The 25,089-nt window shown below is 66.6% G+C and carries 18 protein-coding genes; 10 read left to right on the top strand and 8 right to left on the bottom strand.

What is annotated here, in order from left to right; genetic code table 11:
• The first annotated feature begins 55 nt into the window (after positions 1-55).
• Together H3H37_RS00185 and H3H37_RS00180 are read left to right on the top strand one after the other, a co-directional pair.
• Positions 56-2,260 (top strand): two-component system response regulator, encoded by a 2,205-nt coding sequence (locus tag H3H37_RS00185; protein ID WP_182158918.1) that lies wholly within the window; start codon positions 56-58, stop codon positions 2,258-2,260.
• 38 nt (positions 2,261-2,298) lie between these two features.
• Positions 2,299-4,119, top strand: coding sequence for a DUF885 domain-containing protein (locus tag H3H37_RS00180; RefSeq protein WP_182158916.1), 1,821 nt, complete (start codon positions 2,299-2,301; stop codon positions 4,117-4,119).
• A gap of 15 nt (positions 4,120-4,134) precedes the next feature.
• Here H3H37_RS00180 and H3H37_RS00175 read toward each other — a convergent pair whose 3' ends face one another.
• Positions 4,135-4,749 (bottom strand): hypothetical protein, encoded by a 615-nt coding sequence (locus H3H37_RS00175; RefSeq protein ID WP_182158914.1) that lies wholly within the window; start codon positions 4,747-4,749, stop codon positions 4,135-4,137.
• A 247-nt stretch (positions 4,750-4,996) separates the two neighbouring features.
• Between H3H37_RS00175 and H3H37_RS00170 the strand changes: the two genes are divergently transcribed.
• On the top strand, positions 4,997-5,428 hold the full coding sequence (locus H3H37_RS00170; protein ID WP_182158912.1) for a hypothetical protein: 432 nt from the start codon (positions 4,997-4,999) through the stop codon (positions 5,426-5,428).
• 50 nt (positions 5,429-5,478) lie between these two features.
• Here the strand turns inward: H3H37_RS00170 and H3H37_RS00165 are convergent, their stop codons facing one another.
• The 4 genes from H3H37_RS00165 to H3H37_RS00150 form a co-directional block, all read right to left on the bottom strand.
• A complete protein-coding gene (locus tag H3H37_RS00165; RefSeq protein WP_182158910.1) occupies positions 5,479-5,976 on the bottom strand; it encodes a TlpA family protein disulfide reductase in 498 nt (165 codons plus the stop codon).
• Positions 5,977-5,981: 5 nt separating this feature from the next.
• Positions 5,982-7,259 carry a sialidase family protein gene (locus H3H37_RS00160; RefSeq protein WP_229218580.1) on the bottom strand — a complete coding sequence of 426 codons (1,278 nt, stop codon included), beginning with the start codon at positions 7,257-7,259 and terminating at the stop codon, positions 5,982-5,984.
• Positions 7,260-7,272: 13 nt separating this feature from the next.
• Positions 7,273-9,627 carry a TonB-dependent receptor gene (locus tag H3H37_RS00155; protein ID WP_182158908.1) on the bottom strand — a complete coding sequence of 785 codons (2,355 nt, stop codon included), beginning with the start codon at positions 9,625-9,627 and terminating at the stop codon, positions 7,273-7,275.
• Between the two features lie 181 nt (positions 9,628-9,808).
• Positions 9,809-10,210, bottom strand: a complete 402-nt coding sequence (locus H3H37_RS00150) for a DUF2946 domain-containing protein (RefSeq protein WP_182158906.1) — start codon at positions 10,208-10,210, stop codon at positions 9,809-9,811.
• 218 nt (positions 10,211-10,428) lie between these two features.
• On the opposite strand from H3H37_RS00150, the gene H3H37_RS00145 reads away from it, so the two are divergent.
• The 3 genes from H3H37_RS00145 (at position 10,429) to H3H37_RS00135 (ending at position 13,613) form a co-directional block, all read left to right on the top strand.
• On the top strand, positions 10,429-11,406 hold the full coding sequence (locus H3H37_RS00145; RefSeq protein WP_311197370.1) for a CE1 family esterase: 978 nt from the start codon (positions 10,429-10,431) through the stop codon (positions 11,404-11,406).
• 167 nt (positions 11,407-11,573) lie between these two features.
• Positions 11,574-12,563, top strand: a complete 990-nt coding sequence (locus H3H37_RS00140; RefSeq protein WP_311197369.1) for a L,D-transpeptidase family protein — start codon at positions 11,574-11,576, stop codon at positions 12,561-12,563.
• A gap of 84 nt (positions 12,564-12,647) precedes the next feature.
• Entirely contained in the window at positions 12,648-13,613 is a 966-nt protein-coding gene (locus H3H37_RS00135) for a cation diffusion facilitator family transporter (protein WP_182158902.1), read from the top strand.
• Between the two features lie 19 nt (positions 13,614-13,632).
• Here the strand turns inward: H3H37_RS00135 and H3H37_RS00130 are convergent, their stop codons facing one another.
• Positions 13,633-15,168: a S10 family peptidase gene (locus H3H37_RS00130; protein WP_182158901.1), complete on the bottom strand. Its 1,536-nt coding sequence runs from the start codon at positions 15,166-15,168 to the stop codon at positions 13,633-13,635.
• A gap of 153 nt (positions 15,169-15,321) precedes the next feature.
• Here H3H37_RS00130 and H3H37_RS00125 point away from each other — a divergent pair, with 153 nt between their 5' ends.
• Positions 15,322-16,425, top strand: a complete 1,104-nt coding sequence (locus tag H3H37_RS00125) for an alpha/beta fold hydrolase (protein ID WP_182158899.1) — start codon at positions 15,322-15,324, stop codon at positions 16,423-16,425.
• Positions 16,426-16,593: 168 nt separating this feature from the next.
• On the top strand, positions 16,594-18,237 hold the full coding sequence (locus H3H37_RS00120; protein ID WP_182158897.1) for a sensor domain-containing diguanylate cyclase: 1,644 nt from the start codon (positions 16,594-16,596) through the stop codon (positions 18,235-18,237).
• Between the two features lie 40 nt (positions 18,238-18,277).
• Here H3H37_RS00120 and H3H37_RS00115 read toward each other — a convergent pair whose 3' ends face one another.
• Both H3H37_RS00115 and H3H37_RS00110 read right to left on the bottom strand, forming a co-directional pair.
• Positions 18,278-20,275, bottom strand: a complete 1,998-nt coding sequence (locus H3H37_RS00115; protein WP_182158895.1) for a diguanylate cyclase — start codon at positions 20,273-20,275, stop codon at positions 18,278-18,280.
• A 339-nt stretch (positions 20,276-20,614) separates the two neighbouring features.
• Positions 20,615-21,964: an MFS transporter gene (locus tag H3H37_RS00110; protein ID WP_182158887.1), complete on the bottom strand. Its 1,350-nt coding sequence runs from the start codon at positions 21,962-21,964 to the stop codon at positions 20,615-20,617.
• 129 nt (positions 21,965-22,093) lie between these two features.
• Here H3H37_RS00110 and cyoA point away from each other — a divergent pair, with 129 nt between their 5' ends.
• Together cyoA and cyoB are read left to right on the top strand one after the other, a co-directional pair.
• The gene (cyoA, locus tag H3H37_RS00105; protein ID WP_182158885.1) at positions 22,094-23,101 is read left to right on the top strand and encodes a ubiquinol oxidase subunit II; all 1,008 of its coding nucleotides are present in this window, start codon (positions 22,094-22,096) and stop codon (positions 23,099-23,101) included.
• Complete coding sequence (gene cyoB, locus H3H37_RS00100) at positions 23,085-25,088, top strand: cytochrome o ubiquinol oxidase subunit I (protein WP_182158883.1); 2,004 nt, start codon at positions 23,085-23,087, stop codon at positions 25,086-25,088. Before cyoA ends, cyoB begins: the two co-directional genes overlap by 17 nt.
• Position 25,089 lies beyond the last annotated feature (1 nt).

The following is a 25,089-nucleotide window of genomic DNA, read 5'->3' as shown; positions in this document are numbered from 1 at the left end:
GAGCGCGCGGCATGATCGCGCAGCGCTGGAAATGAACAAGGCTGAAAGAGTTTGCATGCACGGGGAAATGGCGGAACAACACACCAAGGGTGAAGTGCTGATCGTGGAAGACACGCCGGCCTCGCTCAAGCTGCTGAGCGACCTGCTGACGGAGGCCGGCTACTACGTGCGCCAGGCGCCCAACGGCGAGCTGGCCCTGTGGACGGCCCAGTCGCGCCCGCCCGAGCTGATCCTGCTCGATATCCGTATGCCCGGCATCGACGGTTTCGAAGTCTGCCGCCGCCTCAAGGAGTCGCCGGACCTGCGCCACGTGCCGGTGATCTTCCTGTCGGCCCAGCACGACACGGACGACAAGGTGCGCGGCTTCGCGCTGGGCGCCGTGGACTTCATCGCCAAGCCATTCCAGGCCGAGGAAATCCTGGCCCGCACCGACGCCCATGTGCGCCTGTCGCGCGCGCAGAAGGCGCTGGCCGACGAACGGGCGCTGCTGGAACAGCGGGTCAGCGAACGCACGGCGGAACTGGCCAAGCTGGCCGACTCGCTGGAACAGGAGGTGCGCCAGCGCCGCGCCAACGAGGAATTCCTGCGGCTGGCCAGCCAGGTGTTCGAGGCCACCCAGGACGCCATCGTGATCACCGACGACAAGGGCGACATCCTGGCCACCAACCCCGCCTTCACCCGCATTTCCGGCTACGGCGCCAAGGAAGTGGTGGGGCGCGGCGTGGCCATGCTGCACGCGGGCGGCCAGGACGCGCCCGGCTTCCAGGCGCTGACCCAATCGCTGACGGCGGCCGGCCACTGGTCCGGCGAGATCATGGCGCGGCGCAAGAACGGCAACACCTATCCCGGCCTGCTCAGTATTTCCGTCGTCAAGGACGCCGACGGCAAGCTGCTCAACATCGTCGCCGTGTTCATGGACCTCACGGAACGCAAGGCCGAGCAGCACCTGATCGACTTCCTGTCCAACCACGACGCCCTGACGGGACTGCCCAACCGGCTGCTGGCGCGCCAGCGCTTCGAGCACCTTCAGGGCGCGGCCAAACGCGAGGGCCAGTGCGTGACGGTGATGTGCCTGGACCTGGACCGCTTCAAGAGCGTGAACGACACCTACGGCCCGCAAATGGGCGACAAGGCATTGCAGGCCGTGGCCCGCTTCCTCAACGACACGGTGCGCGAGGGCGACACGGTGACGCGCCAGGGCGGCGACGAATTCCAGATCATCCTGCAGGACGACGTCAAGTGCGGCGGCACCTTGCTGCTGGCCCAGCGCATCCTGGCCGGGCTGCGCACGGAGCTGGTGATCGATGGCCATCCCATCTCGCTGACCTCCAGCATCGGCGTGGCCGTCAGCCCCACCGACGGCGACAGCCTCGATGAACTGGTGCGCAACGCCGACACGGCCCTGTACCGCGCCAAGGAGACGGGGCGCGACAACTACGCCTTCTTCACCGAGCGCATGGACGCCGAGATCCGCGACAAGCTGGCGATCCAGAGCCAGCTGCGCGGCGCCATCGCGCGCGACGAATTCGAGGTGCATTACCAGCCGCAGATCTGCCTGCGCACGGGCCAGATGGTGGGCGCCGAGGCGCTGCTGCGCTGGGATAATCCGGTGCTGGGCAAGGTGCCGCCCAACCGCTTCATCCCGCTGGCCGAGGAATACGGCCTGGTGAACCCGATTGGCGAATGGGTGCTGGAGAGCGTGTGCGCCCAGATCAAGGTGTGGCACGACCAGGGGCTGGGGCAGATCAAGGTGGCCGTCAACCTGTCGGCCGGCCAGTTCGGCCACGACAGCACGGTGCCGTTCGTGGAAGGCACGCTGCGCCGCTTCGGCATCCCGCCCGCTTGCCTGGGGCTGGAGATTACGGAGGGCACGGTGATGGGCGACCCGGACAAGGCGGTGGCCGCGCTCAAGCGCCTGAAGGATATCGGCGTCTCCATTTCGCTTGACGACTTCGGCACCGGCTACTCCAGCCTTGGCTACCTGAAGCGCTTCCCGATCGACGTGCTCAAGATCGACAAATCGTTCGTCGACGACGTCACCACCAATCCCAACGACGCGGCCATCGCCTTGTCGGTGATCTCGCTGGCCCACAACCTGAATCTGCGCGTGATCGCAGAAGGGGTGGAGACGCGCGAGCAGGTGGACTTCCTGGCCCAGCGCGGCTGCGACGAGATGCAAGGCTATTACTTCAGCCGTCCCGTGGGCGCGGATGCGTTCACCGCGCTGCTGCGCGAGAAGCGCTGCGTGCCCGACCTGTGATGGTTGAGTACTCAATCAATTTACCCTCCTGGAGTGTCATGGAAAAGAAGACCCGCGCCGCCGGCGCCCGCCTGCCTGCCTGCTTGTTTGTCTGTCTGCTGAGCGCCGCCGGCCTGGCCACGCCCGCCACCGCCGCGACGGCGGCCGTGGCCAGGCCGGCGTCCCGCCCGGCCGCCGGCCCGGACGATGCCCGTTTCAAGGCCATCTACACGCAGGAATGGAAGTGGCGCCTGACCCAGCGCCTGGAGGATGACGAGGACGACGACAGCGGCGTGCGGCCCGATCTGCCGCATGTCGATCCGGCCACCCAGCACGCGCGCCTGGCTTACTGGCAGGACGTGTTGAAGAAACTGGACGGCATCACGCCGGCCCGGCTGTCGGCGCCCGAGCGCATCAACTACGCCGTGTACCGCGCCCAGATCGCCGCCTTGGTGGCCGGCCAGCGCTTCCGCGAATACGAAAAGCCGCTCAACGCCGACACCGCGTTCTGGTCCAACATGGCCGACGACGGGCGCAAGCACTTCACCACGGAGAAGGAATACCGCGACTACCTCAAGCAACTGGCCGACGTGCCGCGCTACTTCGCCGAGGAGACGGCCAATATGCGCGCCGGCCTGGCGCGCGGCTTCACGCCGCCCCGGGTCACGCTGGTGGGCCGCGACAGTTCGTTGACGTCGGTGACGGAAGCGGCCACGCCGCAGGACACCGTGTTCTACACCCCGTTCAAGGTCATGCCGGCCACCATCCCGGCCGCCACCCAGCAGGTGTTGCGGGACGCCGCCGCACAGGCCATCGCCACGTCGGTGCAGCCGGCCTACCGCGCGCTGCTGGCGTTCATGCGCACACAGTACGTGCCCAACGCGCGCGAGGCGCTGGCGGCCGAGAGTCTGCCGGACGGCAAGGCCTACTACCAGTCCAAGATCGTGGAATTCACCACCACGGCGCTCAGCGCGGAGCAGATCCACCAGATCGGCCTGGACGAAATGGCCAAGATCCGGGCCGAAATGCAGGCCACCATCGCGCAGACGGGATTCCAGGGCGAGCTGCCGGCCTTCCTGCATTTCCTGCGCACGGACCCGCGCTTTTACGCCAAAACGCCGGAGGAGCTGTTGATGCGGGCGGCCTGGATCGCCAAGAAATTCGACGGCAAGGCTGGCCAGTATTTCGGTTATCTGCCGCGCCGCCGCTTCGCCATCACGCCGGTGCCGGCCGACCAGGCGCCGTTCTATACGTCGGGCCGGGGCGGGCCGGGTGTGTATCTGGTCAACACCTACGATTTGCCGTCGCGCGCGCTCTACAGCCTGCCCGCGCTCACGCTGCATGAATCGGCGCCCGGTCACGCGTTCCAGATGCCAGTGGCGCAGGAGCAGAAGGGCTTGCCCCCGTTCCGGCAAGCCTATATCTCGGCCTTTGGTGAAGGCTGGGCCCTGTATTCGGAGCGGCTGGGGACCGAGATGGGCATCTACGAGACGCCGTATGAGACCTTCGGCATGCTCAGTTACCAAGCGTGGCGCGCGGCGCGGCTGGTGGTGGACACGGGCATCCACGCCAAGGGCTGGACCCGCGCCCAGGCGCAGGCCTACCTGCACGACAACACGGCCCTGTCGGAGCACGAGATCGAGACGGAAGTGGACCGCTACATTTCCTGGCCGGGTCAGGCCTTGTCCTATTACCTGGGCGAGATGGCCATCATCAATGCCCGCAAGAAGGCCGAGGCGGCGCTCGGCGCGCGCTTCGATATCCGCCATTTCCACGACACGGTGCTGCAACTGGGCTCCGTACCGCTGCCGGTGCTGGAGGCGCGCATCGACGCCTTCATCGCGGACGGCGGCAAGAGCCCGTATCCGCCGCAGCCATAAGCGCGGCGGCGCGCGTTACAGGTGGCGCAGCGTGCCGAGCAGGCGGGCGCCCGTTTCGATCACGGCGCCCGCCGCTTCGGCCGTCATGTCGGTGCCATGGATGGCCGCATTGCAGTCGCGCAGCACGCCATTCAGCGCCTTGTCCTGATCCGGGTCCAGCAGATGGGCCAGCAGCAGCGCGTCCACCAGTTGATGGATGGGGGCGTGGCGCGCTTCCAGCGGTAGCTTGCGCACCTGGGCGATGCGCCGCAATTCGCCTTCGAGGTCGATGCGCAGCTTGGCCAGGGCCAGTGCCGGGTCCTCCTCCAGCAAGTCATCGGTGGAAGGGCCCCACAGCGTCGGGCTCTGGCGCCGCTCGCGGCGATCCGGGATGTTGTCGGCGGCGCGCGCCTGACCCGGTGGATTCAGCCGCCTGTCATTGGATGGAAACTGCACCAGCGGCGCATTGGCGCTGCTTTCCACCGTGCCAGCGAAACTGGCCAGCGCCGCCATAGCGGCCAGCCCAAGCAGCAGCATGGACGCCTGCTGCAAGCCTTGTTCCAGCGGCAGGCGCAAGGTGGAAGTGAGTACGGCGGCGGCAATGGCGGCCAGCAGGATACCCAGCGCCAGTTTGATCCGAGTTGTCTTCATAGCATCCTCCGTGGGGCGGAACGCGCTCCTCGCTTTATCTTAGTCCAGAATCGGCGCAAAAACACAGAATCGGCGGTGACAATCCACGCATTTGTAGGGTGATTTTTTCGATAACATTTGCGCCTTGGCAGCATTGCGTGCCGTCCAGGCACGGCCCGCAACGCGGCCCGCCCGTCCCATCTCGATTGTTATTGAGGAACCGCATGCATCTTTCCGTCGTCCGACTTGCCTTTACGCTGGGGTGTCCATGATCGGCACCGCGGTCCTGCTGAGTGTCGCCGGCGTCGCCTCGCTGCTGTGGGCCAGCCGTAGCGGCCCCTTGCTGCCGCTGCCGTTCAGTGCCCGCAGTTCCCAGCTCAAAGCGTGGCAACGCCGCTTCCCCGACGCCCCGCGCGAGGCCATGGACGATTTTCTGGCCATGTTCTGCGCCGCGTTCGCGCTGCGCCGGTATGAGAAGGAGCTGCTTAGTCCGGATGACCGGGTGCTGGGTATCCATCGCGCCCTGTATCCGGGCGAGGGCAGTACCGACTCGCCGGAGTTGGCCGAGTTGGCCGCGTCGTTGCGGCAGCGATATGGCTTGGCCGTGGGCCAGACCTGGAACGACGAAGTGACGCTGGCCGGGCTGTTTGAACTGACCGGCCTTGGCGGGCTGCCGGCAGCACTTGCGCACAGCGCCTGAGCCCGCGATTGGTCCAAAATGCGAGGCTTTTGCTTGAACGAAACCTCGCGTTACAGCTGGCCCTTGCCTGTCAGTCGTTCGATCGTAGCCGGCGTGAGCACGCCCGAATGTGCCGTGCGGCGGCCCTGGGCGTCGAACCAGTAGCTCCTCGGCATTTCGCCATGCCACTTCGGGTCGATCGCGTAGCGCAGCTGTTCGGCCGGCGCTGTGCCGTAGCCCCAGGCGTTGCTGGTCAGGGCCAGTTTGCGCAGCCGTTGCTCCACCAGCGCGTCGGTTTGTGGATCGCCCACGCCGTCGGTGGACAGGGTCACGATGTCGAGTGCCGGATTCGTGCGCTTTTGTTCGGCCAGCACGTTCAAGCTGGCCTGGCAGTACACGCAGTCCAGCGACCACAGGATCAGCACGAACGGCTTGCCCGCGTGCGCGCGCACGATCTGCGCGAGGCTGTCCGCTTCGAACGGGGCCACCGCCAGCTTTGCTTCGGCGGCCTGGGCGCCCGCTCCCGCGCCCAGCCACAGGGACAGCGATAGCAGGGCGGTTGTCATCATGCGCTTCATTGTTTTTCCTCCAGTTTGACAGGCACCACGCGCACGCCTTCGGCCGCCGTGCGCCAGACGAGCACGATGCCGTTGCGGCCGTGCAGCAGTTGCGGGTGGTCCGAGGCTTGCGCCGTGCTGGCCAGTACCGCTTCGCGCCAGCTCTGGCCGGCGTCACGCGAGACGCGGCCCATGATGACCGTGGCCTTGCCGTCGAACTGGCGCCACACCAGCACGATGGTGCGGCCATCGATGGCGATGGCCGTATGGTCGGCCTGGTCGGAGCCGAGTTTGACCGGGGCGCCCAGCGGCTGGCCCGGCGCCGCGCTGGCGTAATAGACGCCGCCATCCTCGCCCTTGACGGTGAACCAGGCCTGGTGGCGCGTGCCGTCGGCCGCGTAGGCCAGGGCCGGGCCCTGGTGCGGGCAGGCGTCCACGTGCCAGTCGTCGAAGGTGGCGCGGGCGGGTGTGGCCACGGCGCCCGATGGCGTCAGCTCGCCCAGCGCGTGGTCGCGCACGTTGGGGGCGAACACGTGGCGCCACAGGGCCATGACCTTGCCGTCCGGGCCGGTGGCGAGGGCGATCCGGCAGCATTCGCAGCTATGGTCGGCCACCTTGTAGTCGCCATGGAAGCTGGCGCCGCGGTCATCGGAAACGGCGTAGTAGACGGCCGCGCCGCGATAGTCCTGCTGGCGTGCGCGGGCCTGTTCGAGGTCGCGCTTGTCGATCCAGGCCACGTAGATGCGGCCTTGCGGGTCGATGGTGAGGGCGTCGAAGCGGTGGGTGATGATGGCGCGGTCGGCATGCACGGTGACGGGGGCCGAGAAGGTGTGGCCGCCGTCGAGCGAGCGGATGAAGCGCACGTCGCCTGTGTAGGGCTTGGCCAGCGGCTTGCTGTAGCTGACGTAGAACTCGCCCTTGGGGCCGAACAGCAGCTTGGGACGGCTCTCGCCATCGGCCGCGATGGCTTCGGGCTCGCTCAGGATGCGCGTGGGCGCCGACCAGTGGGCGCCGTCGTCGTCGGACTTGCTCAGCACCAGATACTGGGCCGTGCCATCGACCTCCTTGCTGACGGTCCAGATGGTGCCGCGCGCGTCGATCGCGGCGGCCGTGCCCAGTTCGGCCGATCTGGCCGGTTTCATCATGTGGCCCGGCATGGCCTGCGCGTTGGCGCCGACGCTGGCGCTGGCGCCCAGCGCGCCCAGCGCCAGCGCCGCCAGCACGGTCCAGCCACGCGCGGGGAGGGGATGCACGGTCTGTTGCATGGCATCGGTATTGAAAGATAGTGGTCGCATCGCAGGGCTCCGCTCAAAGGTCATATTTCAGGCTGGCGAACACGGTGCGCTGCGGGTACGGGTTCGGATTCACGTAGTACTTGAAGTTGCCAATGTTGTTGATGCCCAGCGCCGCCGACCAGCGTTCGTTCACGTTGTAGAGAAGCTTGGCGTCGAACACGCTGTAATGGCTTACGGCGCCGTACACGTCGGGGTTGACGTCGTTGTACTGGTGGGTGGCCGTATTGTAAAGCGCATTGTGCTGGCGGCCGCTGAAGCGGTAGCTCAGGCTGAGCGCCATGCGTTCGGTGGCATGGTAGGTGGCCACCAGCGTGGCGCGCCAGTCGGGGATGCGCGGCTGGTCGGTGCCCACCAGGCCGGGGTTGCGGCTGTCGGCCGTGATGGTGGAATGGGTCCAGGTGGCGCTGCCGTTCACGTCCAGGCCGCGCACCAGCCAGTCGCGCGCGTCGAACGCTTCCTCGACGCCGTAGGTGCGCACCTTGTCCACGTTCTGGATGCTGGAAATATTGGGCGTGACGGTGACGTCGGACTGCGAAATCAGCGCATCGCGCTTGGCTTCCCAGAACAGCGACGAGCGCAGGCTGGCGCGCTGGAAGTGGCGCTCGGCCACCAGTTCGCCCGACACCACGCGCTCAGGCTTGAGGTTGGGGTCGTTCTGTTTGACGTTGTTGGGCAGGCTGATGACCTGGAAAATCTCGGCCACGGTCGGGTAGCGCACGGCCTTGCCCAGCGCGGCGCGCAGCGTCCAGTCGGCGCTGGCCAGCCAGGACAGGCCGAGCTTGGGCGAAATGTCGGTGCTGCTGCGGGCCGCGTAGTTCAGCTGCTGGTAGGCCGGCACGTTGGCCGCGTTGTAGTTGCTGCCATCGAAGGCGCGCCAGTGTTCGGCGCGCGCGCCCGCCACCAGGCGCCAGGCCGGGGCCATGCGCCATGCGTCCTGCAGGTACAGGGCTTGCGTCTCCGTCTTGCCGTAGGAATTGCTGGACGGCGTGGCCGCCCCGTCGCCGTAGCGCCAATCCGAGGGCACGGCCGAGGTGACTGACTTGAGCGTGTAGCGGTCCGTGTGATAGCCGAAGCTCAGGATGTGGGCGCTGGCGGCCGTGCCGTCGGCGCGCCAGGTGCCGCGCAGGTCGAGGTTGCGCCAGCCGGTGCCGTCGGCCACCGTCAGCGTGCCGGCGGGGCGCTGCGCGCCTGTGCCCGAGTCGTTCAGGCTGGCCGTGTTGGCGGCGCTGCGGCTGCGGTCCATGTCCTGCGTGTAGAGGCTGGCGATGGCTTCCCAGTCCCACGTGCCGCCGGTGTCGGTCTTGAGCGACAGGCCGTGCATCAGGTGGCGGCTTTCGCTGTAGCCGGGGGAGGTGCCGGCCAGCGTGTAGTAGTTGCTGTCGCCGTTGAACTTGACGTACTTGCCCGCGCCGCTGGCGGCCGTGTTGTAGACGGGATTGCCGGCACTGTCGCGCAGGTAGGCGGCGACGTCGGTGGTGGACTTGTTCTGCCAGACGCCCAGCGTGTACATGGCCCGCACGGTGGGGCTGAAGTCGTAGGCCAGCTTGATCTTGTCCGTATCCTGCACCGTGTGGTCGGCGCCGATGGCGCTCGTGATGATGCGCGCGTTGCCGCTGGTGTCGGTGTCGCGCAGTTCGCCGCTGACGGCGGTGTAGGCCGTGCCGGCCTTGGGACTGGCCTTGGCGGCCGCGCCGAAGGTTTGCGGCTGGCCGTGGTTGTCCAGGTGGTCGGCTGTGATCCAGTACGACCAGGGGCCGGCCTGGTTGCCGATGGCGGCGCTGGCGTGGCTGCCGTTGTAGTGCTGGCTGGTGCCGTACAGCTTGAAGTCCTGGCTGATCAGGTCTATCCCGGCGTGGGCTTCGAAGCGTTCCGGCATGTGGGTGGTCATCATCACCACGCCGCCGGCCGAGTTGCCGGGGTAGAGCGCGGAGAACGGGCCGTACAGCACGTCCACGCGCTCGATTTCGACCGGCGCCACCATGCCCCAGCGCGGCGCCGTGCTGAAGCTGTTGTTGAGGAAGTTCGACAGCAGCAGGTCGTCGGCGTACACCGTGGTCTGGGCGCTGGAAATCGAACTGTTGACGCGCATGACGAGGATGCCGTTGCGGTCGCCCGCGTAGCGCTCGCGCACGTGCATGCTGGGCAGGTAATTGAGTACTTCGGCCGTGGTGACGGCGTTGATGCTGGCCTCGATCTGCCTGGCCGTGATCGATTCGGTGGTGACGACGGGCGCCACGGTGGCGCGCTTTTCGCCTTTGATCACGACTTCCTGCAGGCCGCTGTCGAAAATGGCGTCGTCCGCCAGGGCGGGGGCGCAGGCGAAGGCCGCGAGCAGGGCCGCGGCGATGGGGGTGTGGTGCGACTTCATGAAACCTTCCTTGGACTTGGTCCGTTTTTGTTCTTGGTCTGGAACGCGGGGACGCGGGCCGGATCGCTTGCCGCCGCCGGTGCCAGGTCGGGCACGGCGCGGGCACGGGGCGGGCACGCAGGGCGGGCGCGCACGGGCGGCCGGCGGCGCGATGCGCGCGCTCAGCCAGCGTTCGTGGGGATCAGCAGGTCGCGGAAGGTGGCGCGCGCGGGTGCGCCGCCGTCCAGATGGGCAGCGGGCGTGGCGCGTGGTAGAACAGGAAGGGATGGGAATCCTGGGCGGTGAAGGTGGGCAGCGTCAGTTGGGCGCCGGGCAGGGCCAGTGGCGCGCCGCCATGGGTGAAGCAGAACGGGCAGTGATCGAGGTGGGAGGTGTCGACACCGGCGCCGGTGGCCGGTTGCTGCATGTCCGGGCCCTGGCCCGCATCCATGTCCACCAGTTTGGCGCCGGCCGTGCTGCAGATCTCCATCCAGGCCGCGCCGCGCGCGGCGGCGCGCGCGTGGGAAATCGACGGCGCGAACGCGGCGAACAGGATGGCCAGGCAGGCGATCCAGGCAGCGAAAAGGCGAGTCGTACGTGTCATTCCCATCGGCCGATTATAGCAGCGCGCAGTTGCGCGACCGGGCGCCGCAACCATCGCCGGATCAAGTGGGCGCCGATCAGGTGTTGCGTTTGGCCGCCGATTGGTGTGTTGGCCCGGGCCTCCGCTTGGCCGCCGGGCAGGGGGCGCCGGATTGCCGGCCCCGGCGTTCTGTGGCAGTATCGCCGGAGCATATGGACCAAGGAAAGGCGCGTACCCCCGTGAAATCCATTCTGTTCCGAGCCGCCACCGGCTTGCTGCTGGCTGGCGTGGCCCACCTGGCTGGCGCCGCCCAGATCACTTCCTACGACATGGCGCGGCCCGACGGGGCGCGCCACTACCTGCTGGCCACGCCGGACCAGCCCGCGCCGGGCCGCCATCCGCTCGTCATCCTGTTGCACGGGCATGTCGGTTCGGCGGCCCAGGTGCTGGGGCGCGAGCGCATCGCCTCGCCGCTGTCCATGTGGCTGCACATCGCGGACCGTGAGCAGTTGCTGGTGCTGGCGCCGGATGGCTTGTTGGGCAGCGACGGCAAGACCGGCTGGAACGACTGCCGTTCCGACGCCGTCTCGAATCCCCATGTTGATGATGTGGGCTTTATCAATGCGCTGATCGACAAGGCCGTGGCCGAGCACCATGCCGATCCGGCCCGGGTGTACGTGATGGGCATGTCCAATGGCGGCATCATGGCGTTCCGCCTGGCCACCGAGAGTCCGGCGCGGTTGGCGGCGTTTGCCACGGTGGGCGCGTCGATGGCGGCCAAGAGCAGCTGCGCCGCGCCGACGATGCCCGTGTCGGCGCTGATCGTGGCCGGCACCGCCGATCCCATCGTGCCCTACGCGGGCGGCGACATCCGCTTTGCCATGCTGCGCCAGCGTGGCTCGGTGGTGCCGGTGGAGGAGGCGGCGGCCGGATGGCGCCAGCTGGCCAGGTTGCCTGCGGCCGGGGAGACGTTGGAATTCCCGCACCGCGACGTGGCCGACGTGACGCGCGCCACCCGCATCACATGGGGCGCCGATCCGCGCAAGCTGCAGGTGGCGCTGATCCGCGTGGACAAGGGCGGCCACACGGAGCCGAGCAAGGTCAAACGTCTGAAATGGATGTACCGCATGATGCTGGGGCCGCAGAATGGCGACGTGGAGATCGCGGAGGAGGCGTGGTCATTCTTCCGTGACAAGCAGGCTGGCCTGAAGCCCTGAGCATGGCCGCGATGTAGACTGAAAGTTAACTGAAGGTGGGCTGAAACTGAGCAGGGGGCGCACGATTGCCGCGCGCGCTGGCACCGGCCGGAGATCCGGTGTCATAATCTTGCGTCATCAGAATATGCGGGCGCCGCTGCGCGCCTGGCCACCAAGAAGAACTCCGCTTGAGAACACCTCGTTTTTTGTTGTCATTGGCGGCCTGGCTCGTGTTGCTGGGCCTTGCCCCGGCCGCGCCGGCCAAGGCGGCCGCCGCGCCCGATCCCGTCGCCATCAACCAGTTGCCCGCCACCGCCACCGTCGGTCCCCGCACGCGCGGCGCCAACGTGCTGCGCGCCCAGGTGCTGCTGGATCGCGCCCACTTCTCGTCCGGCGAGATCGACGGCAGCTACAGCCGCAACCTGCGCCTCGCCATCGGTGGTTACCAGAAGCTGCACCAGCTGAAGGTGACGGGCGCGATCGACGCGGCCACCTGGGCGCTGCTGGCGCAGGACCAGGCGCCTGTGCTGGGCAGCTACACCATCACAGCGGAGGATGTGGCCGGGCCGTATGCTGTGGCGCCGGCCAGCATGGCCGACAAGGCCAAGTTGCCCGCGCTGGGCTATGCGAACGTGCTGGAAGCGCTCGGTGAACGCTTCCACTGCAGTCCGGCCCTGCTCAAGCGGCTCAATCCCGGCAAGCGCATGAACCGCGCCGGCGAGCAGGTGGTGGTGCCCAACGTGCTGGCGGGCGCGCCGCTGCCCAAGGCCACGGCCCTGATGGTGGGGCGGGCCGACGGGACGCTCACGCTGCTCGACGCCAGCGGCACGCCGTTCGCCCAGTTCCCGGCCAGCACCGGCAGCGCGCACGATCCGCTGCCGTACGGCCAGTGGAAGGTGACGGCCGTGGTGCGCAATCCCGTCTACCGATACGACCCCAAGCTGTTCTGGGACGCCCGCCAGAACGACGCCAAGGCCATGATCGCCGCCGGTCCCAATAACCCGGTCGGCGTGGTCTGGATAGAGCTGAGCAAGAAGCATTACGGCATCCACGGCACGCCGGAGCCGGGCAACATCGGCAAGACCCAGTCGCACGGCTGCATCCGGTTGACCAACTGGGATGCGCTGGCCGTGGCGGGCGCGCTGGCACGCGGCGCCTCGGTGCTGCTGCAGGAATGACGGCGGCCGCCACGCGGCGGGCCATCCCGTCGTAAAATGGCGGCTGTGTCACTGTAGCCCGAACAACAAGAAAGCCCATTGCCCATGAAATTTGACCAGCTTGAAGACGACCAGGAAGAATCCCTGCACAGCGTGCAGGAGCGCGCGGCGGCCGCCAGCCGCAGCACCTGGGTCAGTGTCGCCATCAATTTGGTGTTGAGCTGCACCCAGGTCGGCGTGGGCCTGTTCTCCCGCTCCCAGGGTTTGATCGCCGACGGTATCCACTCGCTGTCGGACCTGGTGGCCGACTTCGTGGTGCTGTTCGCCAGCCACCACAGCAAGAAGGATGCGGACGAGGATCACCCCTACGGCCACCAGCGTTTTGAGACGGCCGCTTCGCTGGCGCTCGGTCTGCTGCTGCTGGCCGTGGGCGTGGGCATGCTGTGGTCGGCCATCGCCAAGCTGCAAAAGCCGGAGGCGATCCCGCAGGTGCACGTGGCCGCGCTGTGGGTGGCGGCCGTGGCGCTGGTGGCCAAGGAGACGCTGTTCCGCTACATGCTGGCCGTGGCCACGCGCGTCAAATCCAGCATGCTGGTGGCCAACGCCTGGCATGCGCGCTCGGATGCCGCGTCGTCGCTGGTGGTCGGCATCGGTATCGCGGGCAATTTGATGGGCTATCCGATCCTGGACCCGATCGCCGCGCTGATCGTCGGCTTCCTGATTTCGAAGATGGGCTGGGAATTCGGCTGGGACGCACTGCACGACCTGATGGACCGCGCCGCCGATGAACTGGAAGTGGAGGCGATCCGCCGCACCCTGCTCGACACGCCCGGCGTGAGCGGCGTGCATGACGTGCGCACCCGCAAGATGGGCGACCTGATCGTGGTCGACGCCCACCTGGAGGTGGACGCCATGCTGACCGTGGAGCAGGGCCACGACATCGCCGTGGTGGCGCGCCAGCGTGTGCTGCAACGCCACCGTGTGCTCAATCTGATGACCCATGTGGACCCGTGGCGCCGGCCCGACCTCGATCACGTGCCGGCCGCCGAAGCGGCCCGCCAACTGCGCTGAACTGCGCTGAACGGCGCCGTTACAGGCCGTACAGCGCGCGCGCGTCGCGCTTGAACGCCTGGGCCGAGGCGTCGCGGCTGTAGAACATGTGGCCGCCCGGGTAGACCGACAGCCGCACCGGCGAGCTGCCCATCTTCGGCATCTGGTCGATGATCAGGCGCGAGGCGAAGTAGGGGCAGGCCAGGTCGTTATACCCGTGCACGATCAGCACGCCCATGTTGGGATCGTTGGCGATGGCCTTGCGCAGGTCGCTCACGGGTTTGTCCTGCTTGGTGGCCGCCCGGTCCCAGGCGTTGTTCACGTCATACGACAGCGCGTTGTAGCGCGCCTCCGTCTTCCAGCCCACTTCGCGCGTGATGAAGTCCACCATGGCGCTGGTCGTGGGCGCGATCAGCGCGTCCAGGATAGGGTCGCCCGACTTGCGGTCGGCCGATTCCGGGAACGGGTCCCAGGCCGTCACGTTGGCGTCGTAGATGGAGCCGATCTTCTTGTCGGCGCGGTGCACTTCGCGCAGGAAGGTGCCGATGTCGAGGCGGCCGTCGAGCCGGCCCACCACTTGCGCATCCACCCCCGTCAGGCCCGACACCTTAGTCACCAGCCGCGCGATGGCGGCCGGATCGGAGCGGCCCGCGAACAGGTCCAGCGCGTACTGCTGGCGCACATACGATTCCACTTCCTGCATGGCGCCCGGCGTCAGGCGGCGCTGGGTTTCCAGCTGCACGGCGGCCATCGACGGCAGGTTGATCATCCACGGCAGCGGCGACAGGGCCGTGTCGTCGCCGATGGCGGCCGGGTCGAGATACGGCGACACCATGATCAGGCCCTTCACGCCCACACCCAACTGCGTCTGCAGGTGGTAGGCGATGCGCGGCGCGCGGTAGCCGCCGTACGATTCTCCCATCACGAACTTGGGTGAGCGCAGGCGGCCGTTCTTGACCAGCCAGTCGTACACCACGCGCGACAGGTATTTGATGTCCGGTTCGGTGGCGTAGAAATCGGCCTTGGTCTTGTCGGCGTCCTCCAGCGAGCGGCTGAAGCCGGTGCCGACCGGGTCGATGAACACCAGGTCGCTCATGTCGAGCCAGGTGGCGGCGTTGTCCTTCAGCTCGGACGAGTCGGACGGCACGTTGCCGGCGTCGCCGAACTGCACGCGTTTGGGGCCGATGGCGCCCAGGTTCAGGTACACGGAGGCGGCGCCCGGCCCGCCGTTGAAGGCGAAGGTGACGGGCCGCTTGGCGTCCGCGCCCGGCACCACGTAGGCGGTGTAGACCACTTCGGCCGTGACCTTGCCCTTGGCGTCGCGCACCTTGATGGCGCCCACGGTGGCGTCGTAGTTGAGCACCTTGCCGTTCAGGGTGATGGATTGGTGGACTTTCTTGTCTTCAGACAGCGGCGGCAGCTCGATGTCGCTTTTGGCGTCGGCTTTCGCTTCCGGCTTGGCATCCGGCTTGGTGTCCGCCGCGTGGGCGTGGACGGGGGCGTGCAAACCCAGGCTGAACAGGCCAATCAGGATCAGGCTGGCGAGCGTCTGGGGGCGTGCGGGTGGGTTGCGCATGGGCGTCCTTTTCAATAGGTGGAAAATGAAGCGCAGCCAGTTTTGCCCAAAAATGCCTGTAGGGCAAGTTTTTTCACGGGCGGACTCCATCCGTGCCACAATGTTCGAACTCTGCTATATTGTGCGTATTCGAACATTGCCAAAGGAGCATCCATGCTGCCCGATCACGCGATCTATCTTGCTGAAAGTAAGGCCATCACCGGCCGCCGCCTGGCCGGCGCGGGCCAGCCCGGCCCGCAGGGACCGGCGCCGGGCGGCGCGCCGCCGTTGCTGCGCACGGCGCTGGTGGCGCTGGGCCTGCTGGTCGTCGCTGCCGGGGCCGCCAGGCTGGTGCAGCGCCAGGTGGACGCGGCGCGTGCGGCCCGCTGGCCGGCGCCGGGGCAACTGGTCGCGGCCGGTGTGCTGCGGCTGCATGTGCATTGCATGGGCGCGGGCGGTCCGACCATGGTGCTGGAAGCGGGCATGGGCGGGTGGTCGCAGGACTGGTCGCTGGTGCAGGCTCGGCTGGCCACGCAGGGCAGGGTGTGCAGCTACGACCGGGCCGGTTATGGCTGGTCCGGCGACGGCGCGGCCACGCGCGACGGCCGCGCCATGGTGGAACAGTTGCGCCAGGCGCTGGCGGCTGCGCATGTCGACGGCCCCTATCTGCTGGCCGGCCATTCGATGGGGGGCTTGCTGGTCGGCCTGTACGCGCGCAGCCACCCGCGCGAGGTGGCTGGCCTGGCCTTCGTGGACGCCGTGGGGCGCGATTACGCGGCCCAGTTTCCGCCGCAGGCTTACCGGGACTTTCGCGCCGGACTGGGGCGCCTGCTGGCCGTGGCCGATACGCTGGCGCCGCTGGGCCTGCCGCAGGCGCTGGGCCAGCCGGCCTCGCTGGTGGCGGCGCGCCTGCCGGCCGACGTACGGGACTGCGCCGTCGATTTCAGCCAGCGGCCGCGCCAGTACACGGCGCTGCGCGCGGAGAATGCGGGTTTCGACGCCATGCTGGCGCAGGCGCGCCAGGCCGGTCCGCTGCCGCGCGTGCCGACCGTGGTGCTCAGCAGCAGCGTGATGCGCGATTTTCCGCCCGGACTGGAAAGCAGCGCCATGCGCGTGGCCTGGCAGTTGAACCAGGACAGCATCGCCCGCGAGGCGGGTGTGCGGCGCGTGATCTTCAGCGACACCGGCCATTTCCTGCACGTGGAACGGCCCGACGCCGTGGTCGCCGTGCTGGCGGCATGGCGCCAGCAGGTGCGTGTTGCAAACGGGAAACAGTGAGAATGTGTGTATATTCGCCCGATGGTCAACTGGTATGCTCAAATTGCTAGTCGTTAATTCACGGGTACTTTTTGTTCACAGCGCGCCGGACGTGATCGGAGTAGCATGTGGGCTGGGCAGCCCCAGGCGCGCATGGCCCGCACGCTGCGTAACAGACAAAGTGACCACATGGCGGAACCGCTGCACATTGAACCAGCGCAGGCCACCGGCGTCCAGAGCCGGCGGCTGATCCTGATCGCCTGGCTGTTCTCGGCCATCATCGTGCTGGTCCTGTTGTTCACCTATTACGGGATCGGTTTGCTGTCAGCCGGGCGCGCCTACGTGGGGGGCGAAGGTTTGTGGTCCAAGGCCCAGAAGGACGCCGTGTTCGCGCTGGGGCGCTACACGCGCTACCACGAGGAGTCCGATTTCGATACTTACCGCGCCGCACTGGACGTGATCCTCGGCGACCGCCAGGCGCGGCTGGAGCTGGAAAAGGCCGCGCCGGACCTGGCGCGCGCCCGGGACGGTTTCCTCCGGGGCCGCAACCATCCCGACGACATCGATGGCATGATCGGCCTGTTCCGCCACTTCCGCCATATTCCCGACATCGACCAGGCCATTGACATCTGGACCCGGGCCGACGCCATGATCGACCAGCTGATGGCGCTGGCCGCGCGGGTGCGGGCCTCGGCGCAGGCGGGGCAGGTGGACAATGGGCTGGTGCTGGCGCAGTTGCGCGAACTGAATGCCATCAATGAACGCCTGCGGCCGTTGGAGGATGACTTTTCCGCCACCCTGGGCCGGGCGGCGCGCACCACGAAAGTGATCTTGCTGGCGGTCCTGTTCATGGGCGCAGCCTTGCTGCTGGGCGCTGCCATCCTGTTCTCGCGCCGCATGGTGCGCCAGAGCGAGCAGGTCGAGCGCGCGCTGCGCCAGGGCGAGCAGCAGTTGCGCCGGCTGCTGCAGTTCGCGCCCCTGCCCATCGTGATCGTGCGCAGCAGCGACAACACCATCCTGTTCGCCAACGAGCACGCGCTCAAACAATTCAAGCTGGAGGCAGCCTCGCTGGCGATCTCGCGCCCGGCCGACTTTTATCTGCGCAACGAGGACCGCGAGGCGCTGTTCGCCCATCTGCGCCAGCATCGCAGCGTGTCGGACTGGGAGGTGCGCATGCAGGACGCGCACGGGATTCCGTTCTGGGCCTCGATGTCCTGCCAGTGCATCAGCTACGACGGCCAGGAATGCGTGCTGACGGCCCTGAACAACATCGAACTGCGCAAGCGCAACCAGCAGGAGTTGCAGCGGCGCGCCTTCTACGACGAACTGACGGCCCTGCCCAACCGGGCCATGTTCATGGAGGCGCTCGACGACCAGTTGGCGCGCAACGCGGCTGACGGCGGCACCTTCGCCCTCATGTTCATCGACGTGGACCGCTTCAAGATCATCAACGACGAACTGGGGCACGATGCCGGCGACAAGCTGTTGCAGGAAGTGGCCGCGCGCCTGACGGCCAGCGTGCACGAGACGGACTTGGTGGCGCGCTTGGGCGGCGATGAATTCGTGGTGCTGGTGACGGAGAAGACGGACACGGATTTTGTCAACCAGACGGCGCGCGCCATCATGGCGGCCATGGCGCCCAACTTCCATTTCGACCGGCACGAGATCAGCGTCACCATCAGCATTGGCATCAGCTGCTATCCGCACGATGGCGTCGACCTGATGACGATGATGAAGAACGCGGACGTGGCCATGTACCGCGCCAAGGAGCGCGGGCGCAACAACTTCCAGTGGTACGGCACGCAACGGCGGGTGGCCCGGGCCGATGCCTGAGCGCAAACACTGGGCGGATTACCACCCAGGCGGGGTAAGATCAGGCGCAGGCCACGACGGCGTTGCGGCCGCCTTGCTTGGCCTTGTACATGGCCTGGTCGCCGCACATGAGCAGCTTGCGGGCGTCGTCCGCGTGGTCAGGGTAGAGCGCCACGCCGATGCTCGACGAGATATCGAGCAGCTGGCCGTTCTCCATCCTGAACGGCAGTTCCAGGCTGGCGCGGATCTTCTCGGCCACGCTGATGGCGTCGTCCACGTTCAGCACGTCGGGCAGCAGCACGACGAATTCGTCGCCGCCCAGCCGCGACGGCGTGTCCGACGCGCGCAGGCAAGCCTTGGCGCGCTTGGCCACTTCCTTGAGCAGCCAGTCGCCGGCCTCGTGGCCGTGCCGGTCGTTGACCGGTTTGAAGCGGTCCAGGTCGATGAACAGCATGCCCACCTTGCGCCGTTTGCGCTGCGCCAGCGCGATCGCCTGCTGCAGCCGGTCTTCCAGCAGGCGCCGGTTGGGCAGGCCCGTGAGCAGGTCGTAATAGGCCAGTTTGTCCAGTTGTAGCTGGATCTCTTTTTGCGCCGTCGTGTCGTAGTTCACGCCCATCATGCGCAGCGGCTTGCCGTCCGCGCCGAACGTGGTCTGCGACACGGCCTTCAGGTAATGGATGGAGCCGTCCGGCCACCGCACCCGGAATTCGATCGCATATTCATGCTCGCCGCGCAGCGCGGCCTGGATTTCCCGCTCGGCGTAGGCGCGGTCATCGGGATGGATGGAGGCGGCCCACGCTTCGAAGGCGCCGCCGAAATCGCCTTCGCGCAGGCCGTACAGCTTGTACATCACCTGGTCCCACACCAGCCGGTTGTTGACCACGTCCCAGTCCCAGATGCCGACAATGCCGGCCGAGGCGGCCGCCTCCACGCGTTCCTTGGCTTCGCGCAGCGCCGATTCGGTCCGTTTCAGTTGCGTGATGTCGTAGAACACGGTCAGCCGGCTGTCCACGGGCGCGCCATCGCCGTCGCCGCCGATGGTCACGGTTTCCGCGATCACGGTGCGCACGTCGCCGTCCTGGCAGGTCAGCGTCAGTTCCGTCGGCTGGAATGGCAAACCTTTGGCGACCGATTCGTGCAGGCGCTGGCGCCAGGTCGCCACGGCGGCCGCCCGTGCCTGCGGCTCGGGCAGCACGCGCTCCCAGAACGCGTCCGCCGTCGCGACGTCGGCCAGCGTGTAGCCGAAACTGCGGACGAAGGCCGCGTTGACATAGGAGGTGTGGCCATCGGTGGTCCACAGCGCCTTCGGGATGGGCGACAGTTCGATGATGGAGCGCATGCGCTGCTCGCTGCGGGCCAGGGCCTGGGTGCGTTCGATCACCTGCTGTTCGACGTCCAGGTAGGCGGTGCGCGCGCGGTGTTCGGCCAGGCTTTGCTTGGCCAGCAGGTTGGCGAAGCCGACCAGCATCTTCAGGATGGCCGGCACCCGCTCCTCGGCCACGATGGGCACTTCGGCCAGCGCCCGGAAATAGCCTTCACGCTCGAAGCCGAATTTGGCGCGCTGGGCTTCAAAGTAAGCCTGATCGGGCGGCTGCAGGAAGAACTGGCCGATGAACAGGTTGGCGATGTGCTGGCCGTCGACGACGATGGGCGAGGCGCAGTCCGTTAAGCCGTTGCTGCAGCGGTAGATGGCGTAATTGGTGCCTTCCTGCATTTGCCGTGACAGGCTGGTGTCGCTCTCGAGGCAGCGGCTCAGCGTGCCTTCGTTGCCGCGGTGGTATTCCGTGCACAGCCGCTGCCAGTGCGACGAGGCCAGCACCACGCCGTTGAAGTCGATGATCGCCACCGGCAAGCCGATCACTTCCAGGTAGCTGGCGAACACCTCGTTCATCTTGCTGAAGTCGATCAGTTCCGCCAGGTTGAAGTCCGACGCGGGCGGCGCCTCCCTGGCCGCCAGTTCGCGGTTCCAGCTCGCTTGCAGCGGGTCGCGCATCTGTTCCAGTTGCGACGGGCGCACAAAGAACATCGGCTGCTCAGGCGAGGGCAAGGGTTTGGTCATCTTGGGGCACCGGCGGGGGTGTTGCCTGTTGGTGGCGATTCGGCGAAACCTGACAGTGTATCTGATTTCCCGCGCGAATCGGTGGTGCACGAGCCACTGACTTGCAATCAAAAAGTGGGTGAGGTGGCCCTCCGGATTGTTTAATTACATGAATGCTGGAGGAGGGCGGTACGCCCGTAATTGCTTATGCGGCAAGAAATTGATATAGGATAAGCTGTTGCGCATAAACAACGTTGCAGCTTGGTGCTGTGTTGTGCTGTGGCGTCGGAACGGCGCCCGACGAAAAACGGGGAGGGTGCCCGCCAGGCGACCCTCCCCGTGTTGCGGTCTGTATGCCGGTCAGTCGCGGATTTCCAGCGCCCGGTTCAGGCTCAGCGCGGCCAGCGAACCGACGGCGCCCGACAGCAGGTACAGGCTGACATAGGCCAGGCCGAAGTGGGCCGACAGGCCCAGCGCGACCAGCGGCGCGAAGGCGGCGCCCACCAGCCAGGCCAGGTCCGAGGTCAGGGCCGCGCCCGTGTAGCGGTATTTGGCTTCGAAGTTGGCCGTCACGGCGCCGGCGGCCTGGCCGTAGGACAGGCCCAGCAGGCAGAAGCCGGTCAGGATGAACACGTTCTGGCCCAGCGCGCCGCCATCCATCAGCATCGGCACGAAGCCGCTGAACACGCCGATCATCACGGCCAGGGCGCCCAGCGTGCTGCGGCGGCCGAAGCGGTCGGCGATCAGGCCCGAGATCACGATGCCGACGGCGGCCAGCGCCGCGCCGCCCATTTGCAGATGCAGGAACTCGGCGATCGAGCGGCTCGAATACAGGTTGATCCACGACAGTGGGAACACCGTCACCAGGTGGAACAGGGCATAGCTGGCCAGCGCGGCCAGTGCGCCGATCAGGATGTTGCGGCCCTGGCTGTGCGACATCTCGATCACGTTGGTCGGCTCCAGCTCGCGTTCATCGAGCAGGCGCGAGTATTCGGTGGTCGACACCAGGCGCAGCCGGGCGAACAGGGCCACCACGTTGATGGCGAACGCCACGTAGAACGGATAGCGCCAGCCCCAGTCGAGGAAGTCCGTATTGTCGAGCGTGGACAGCAGGAAGGAGAACAAGCCGGCGGCCAGGATGAAGCCGACCGGCGCGCCGAGCTGGCCCAGCATGGCGTACCAGCCGCGCTTGTTGGACGGCGCGTTCAGCGCCAGCAGCGAGGGCAGGCCGTCCCACGAGCCGCCCAGCGCCACGCCCTGGCCCACGCGCGCCACCGACAGCAGCACGATGGACAGCGGCCCCAGTGTGGCATAGGTGGGCAGGAAGGCAATGCCGGCCGTGGAGGCGCCCAGCAGCACGAGCGCTAATGTTAACTTGGTCTCACGGTTGAACCGTTGTTGTATGTACATGAACGCCAGCGTGCCGAACGGGCGGGCGATGAAGGCGAAGGCGAAGATGGTGAAGGCGTACAGCGTGCCTTCGAGACGACCGTCAAACGGGAAGAAGATGGAGGGGAACACCAGCACGGATGCGATGGCGTAGACGAAAAAGTCGAAATATTCAGAGGCCCTGCCGATCACGACGCCGATGGCGATCTCGCCGGGGGCGATATGCCCGTCGCGCGAATTGATGTTGCGGGCGCCGCTGTCGGTATGACGCGGTGGATAGTCGACGCGGCCATTGCCGCCGAAGGTAGTCGTATTTGCCATGGTTGTCGTCTCTATGTCGTTTTGATAGACGGTCACGCCCGTGGGGGTGGGGCAAAGTGTCCAATCGCCAGAGCGAGCCGTTACCGTTACAGTAGCATGTTCTCCACTTTGTGTAACGCATAAAACCGCATGATATCTCCGACCGTTCGTCGCGGACTGATGCTGCTCCCCCTGCTGGCCCTGGCTGGCTGTAATACGGTGGTGCTGAATCCTTCCGGTGACATTGCTGCTCAGCAGGGACACCTTGTCGTTGTCGCTACGCTGTTGATGCTGCTGATTATCGTTCCGGTAATCGCACTGACCCTCCTCTTCGCTTGGCGTTATCGCCAGAGCAACACCCAGGCCAAGTATGACCCGGACTGGGACCACTCCACCAAGCTGGAACTGGTGATCTGGGGCGCGCCCCTGCTGATCATCATCGTGCTGGGCCTGCTGACCTGGATCAGCACCCACTTGCTCGACCCGTTCCGTCCGCTGAGCCGCATCGACGCCAACCGCCCCGTGGCCGCTGAAGTCAAGCCGCTGGTGGTGCAGGTGGTGGCGCTGGACTGGAAATGGTTGTTCATCTATCCGGAGCAGGGCATCGCCACCGTGAACGAGCTGGTGACCCCGGTCGACGTGCCGGTGCGTTTCCAAATCACCGCCTCGACCGTGATGAACGCGTTCTACATCCCCGCGCTGGCCGGCCAGATCTACGCCATGCCCGGCATGCAGACCACGCTCAACGCCGTGATCAACAAGCCCGGCGAGTGGGAAGGCTTCTCGGCCAACTACAGCGGCGCCGGTTTCTCGCACATGCGCTTCAAGTACCGCGGCGTGAGCCAGGCCGAGTTCGGCGACTGGATCAAGTCGGCCAAGTCCGCCGGTGGCGAACTGACCCGTGCCGGCTACCAGCAACTGGCCGAGCCGAGCGAGCGCGAGCCGGTGCGTCACTATGGCGCCGTCGATGCTGAACTGTTCAGCAAGGTCGTGAACCGTTGCGTGGCCGATGGCAGCACCTGCATCGCCGCCCAGATGGCCGCCGACGCGCAAAAGAACGCCGCCCCTGAAAAGGATGGCCGCGTGGCCCTGAACGGCGCAGAGATTTGCGTTACCCCTCAAAATTCGCAGAAGACCAACAATGCAAGACCATACTGACCTGACCAAGCTCCTACTCGGCCGGCTGAGCTGGGATGCAATTCCGTTCCACGAGCCCATCCTGCTCGGCACCTTCGCCATGGTGGCGCTGGGCGGCGCGCTCGTCCTCGGCCTGATCACCAAATTCCGCCTGTGGGGCCCCCTGTGGCGCGACTGGGTGACCAGCATCGACCACAAGAAGATCGGCATCATGTACATGATCTTCGGCCTCGTGATGCTGCTGCGCGGCTTCGCCGACGCACTGATGATGCGCGCCCAGCAGGCGCTGTCGTTCGGCGATGCCAACGGCTTCCTGCCACCGCACCACTACGACCAGATCTTCACCGCCCACGGCGTGATCATGATCTTCTTCGTCGCCATGCCTCTGGTGACGGGCCTGATGAACTACGTGGTGCCGCTGCAGATCGGCGCGCGCGACGTGGCCTTCCCGTTCCTGAACAACTTCTCGTTCTGGATGGCGGTGTTCGGCGGCGGCCTGACCATGGTGTCGCTGTTCGTCGGTGAATTCGCCCGTACCGGCTGGCTCGCTTACCCGCCCCTGTCGGGCATCCTGGCCAGCCCCGACGTGGGCGTGGACTACTACATCTGGTCGCTGCAGATCGCCGGTGTCGGCACCTTGTTGTCGGGCGTGAACCTGATCGTCACCATCATCAAGATGCGCGCCCCTGGCATGACCATGATGAAGATGCCCGTGTTCACCTGGACCGCGCTGTGCACCAACGTGCTGATCGTCGCTGCCTTCCCCGTGCTGACCGCCGTGCTGGCCATGCTGTCGCTGGACCGCATGTTCGGCACCAACTTCTTCACCAACGACCTGGGCGGCAACGCCATGATGTACGTGAACCTGATCTGGATCTGGGGCCACCCCGAGGTCTACATCCTGGTGCTGCCCGTGTTCGGCATCTTCTCGGAAGTGGTGTCCACCTTCTGCAGCAAGCGCCTGTTCGGCTACACCTCGATGGTCTACGCGACCGTCGTGATCACCGTGCTGTCCTACCTGGTGTGGCTGCACCACTTCTTCACCATGGGTTCGGGCGCCAGCGTCAACTCGTTCTTCGGCATCACCACGATGATCATCTCGATCCCGACCGGCGCCAAGATCTTCAACTGGCTGTTCACCATGTACCGCGGCCGTATCCGCTACGAACTGCCGATGATGTGGACCGTGTCGTTCATGGTCACCTTCGTCATCGGTGGCATGACCGGCGTGCTGCTGGCCGTGCCGCCGGCCGACTTCGTGCTGCATAACTCGCTGTTCCTGATCGCCCACTTCCACAACGTCATCATCGGCGGCGTGGTGTTCGGCCTGTTCGCCGGCATCAACTACTGGTTCCCGAAAGCGTTTGGCTTCAAGCTCGACAGCTACTGGGGCAAGTGGTCGTTCTGGCTGTGGAGCATCGGCTTCTACCTGGCCTTCATGCCGCTGTACGTGCTGGGCCTGATGGGCGTGACCCGCCGCATGAGCCACTTCGAAGATCCTTCGCTGCGCATCTGGTTCATCCTGGCCGCCATTGGCGCCGTGATGATCGCCGGCGGTATCGGCTCGATGCTGATGCAGTTCTACGTGAGCTTCAAGAACCGCGCCGCGCTGCGCGACGTGACGGGCGACCCATGGGGCGGCCGTACGCTGGAGTGGTCGACCTCGTCGCCACCACCGGACTACAACTTCGCGTTCACGCCGATGGTGCACGACAACGACACCTGGGCCGACATGAAGAAGAACGGCTACCAGCGTCCGCTGAAGGGCTTCGTCGACATCCACATGCCGAAGAACACCGGCGCCGGCTTCATCATCGCCGCCCTGAGCGCCGTGGTAGGCTTCGCCCTGATCTGGAACATGTGGCTGCTGGCCGGCGTGGGCTTCGTCGCGATGATGGCTGCCATCATCACCCACACGTTCAATTACAACCGCGATTACTACATCAAGGCGGACTATGTGACCCGCGTTGAGAACGATCGCACCCGTCTGCTGGAAAGTGCTGCCTGAG

It is taken from the genome of Rugamonas brunnea, assembly GCF_014042345.1.
Taxonomy (GTDB): Bacteria; Pseudomonadota; Gammaproteobacteria; order Burkholderiales; family Burkholderiaceae_D; genus Rugamonas; species Rugamonas brunnea.
Note: the sequence above shows the minus strand (reverse complement) of the source record. Positions and strands in the feature narration are given on the sequence as shown.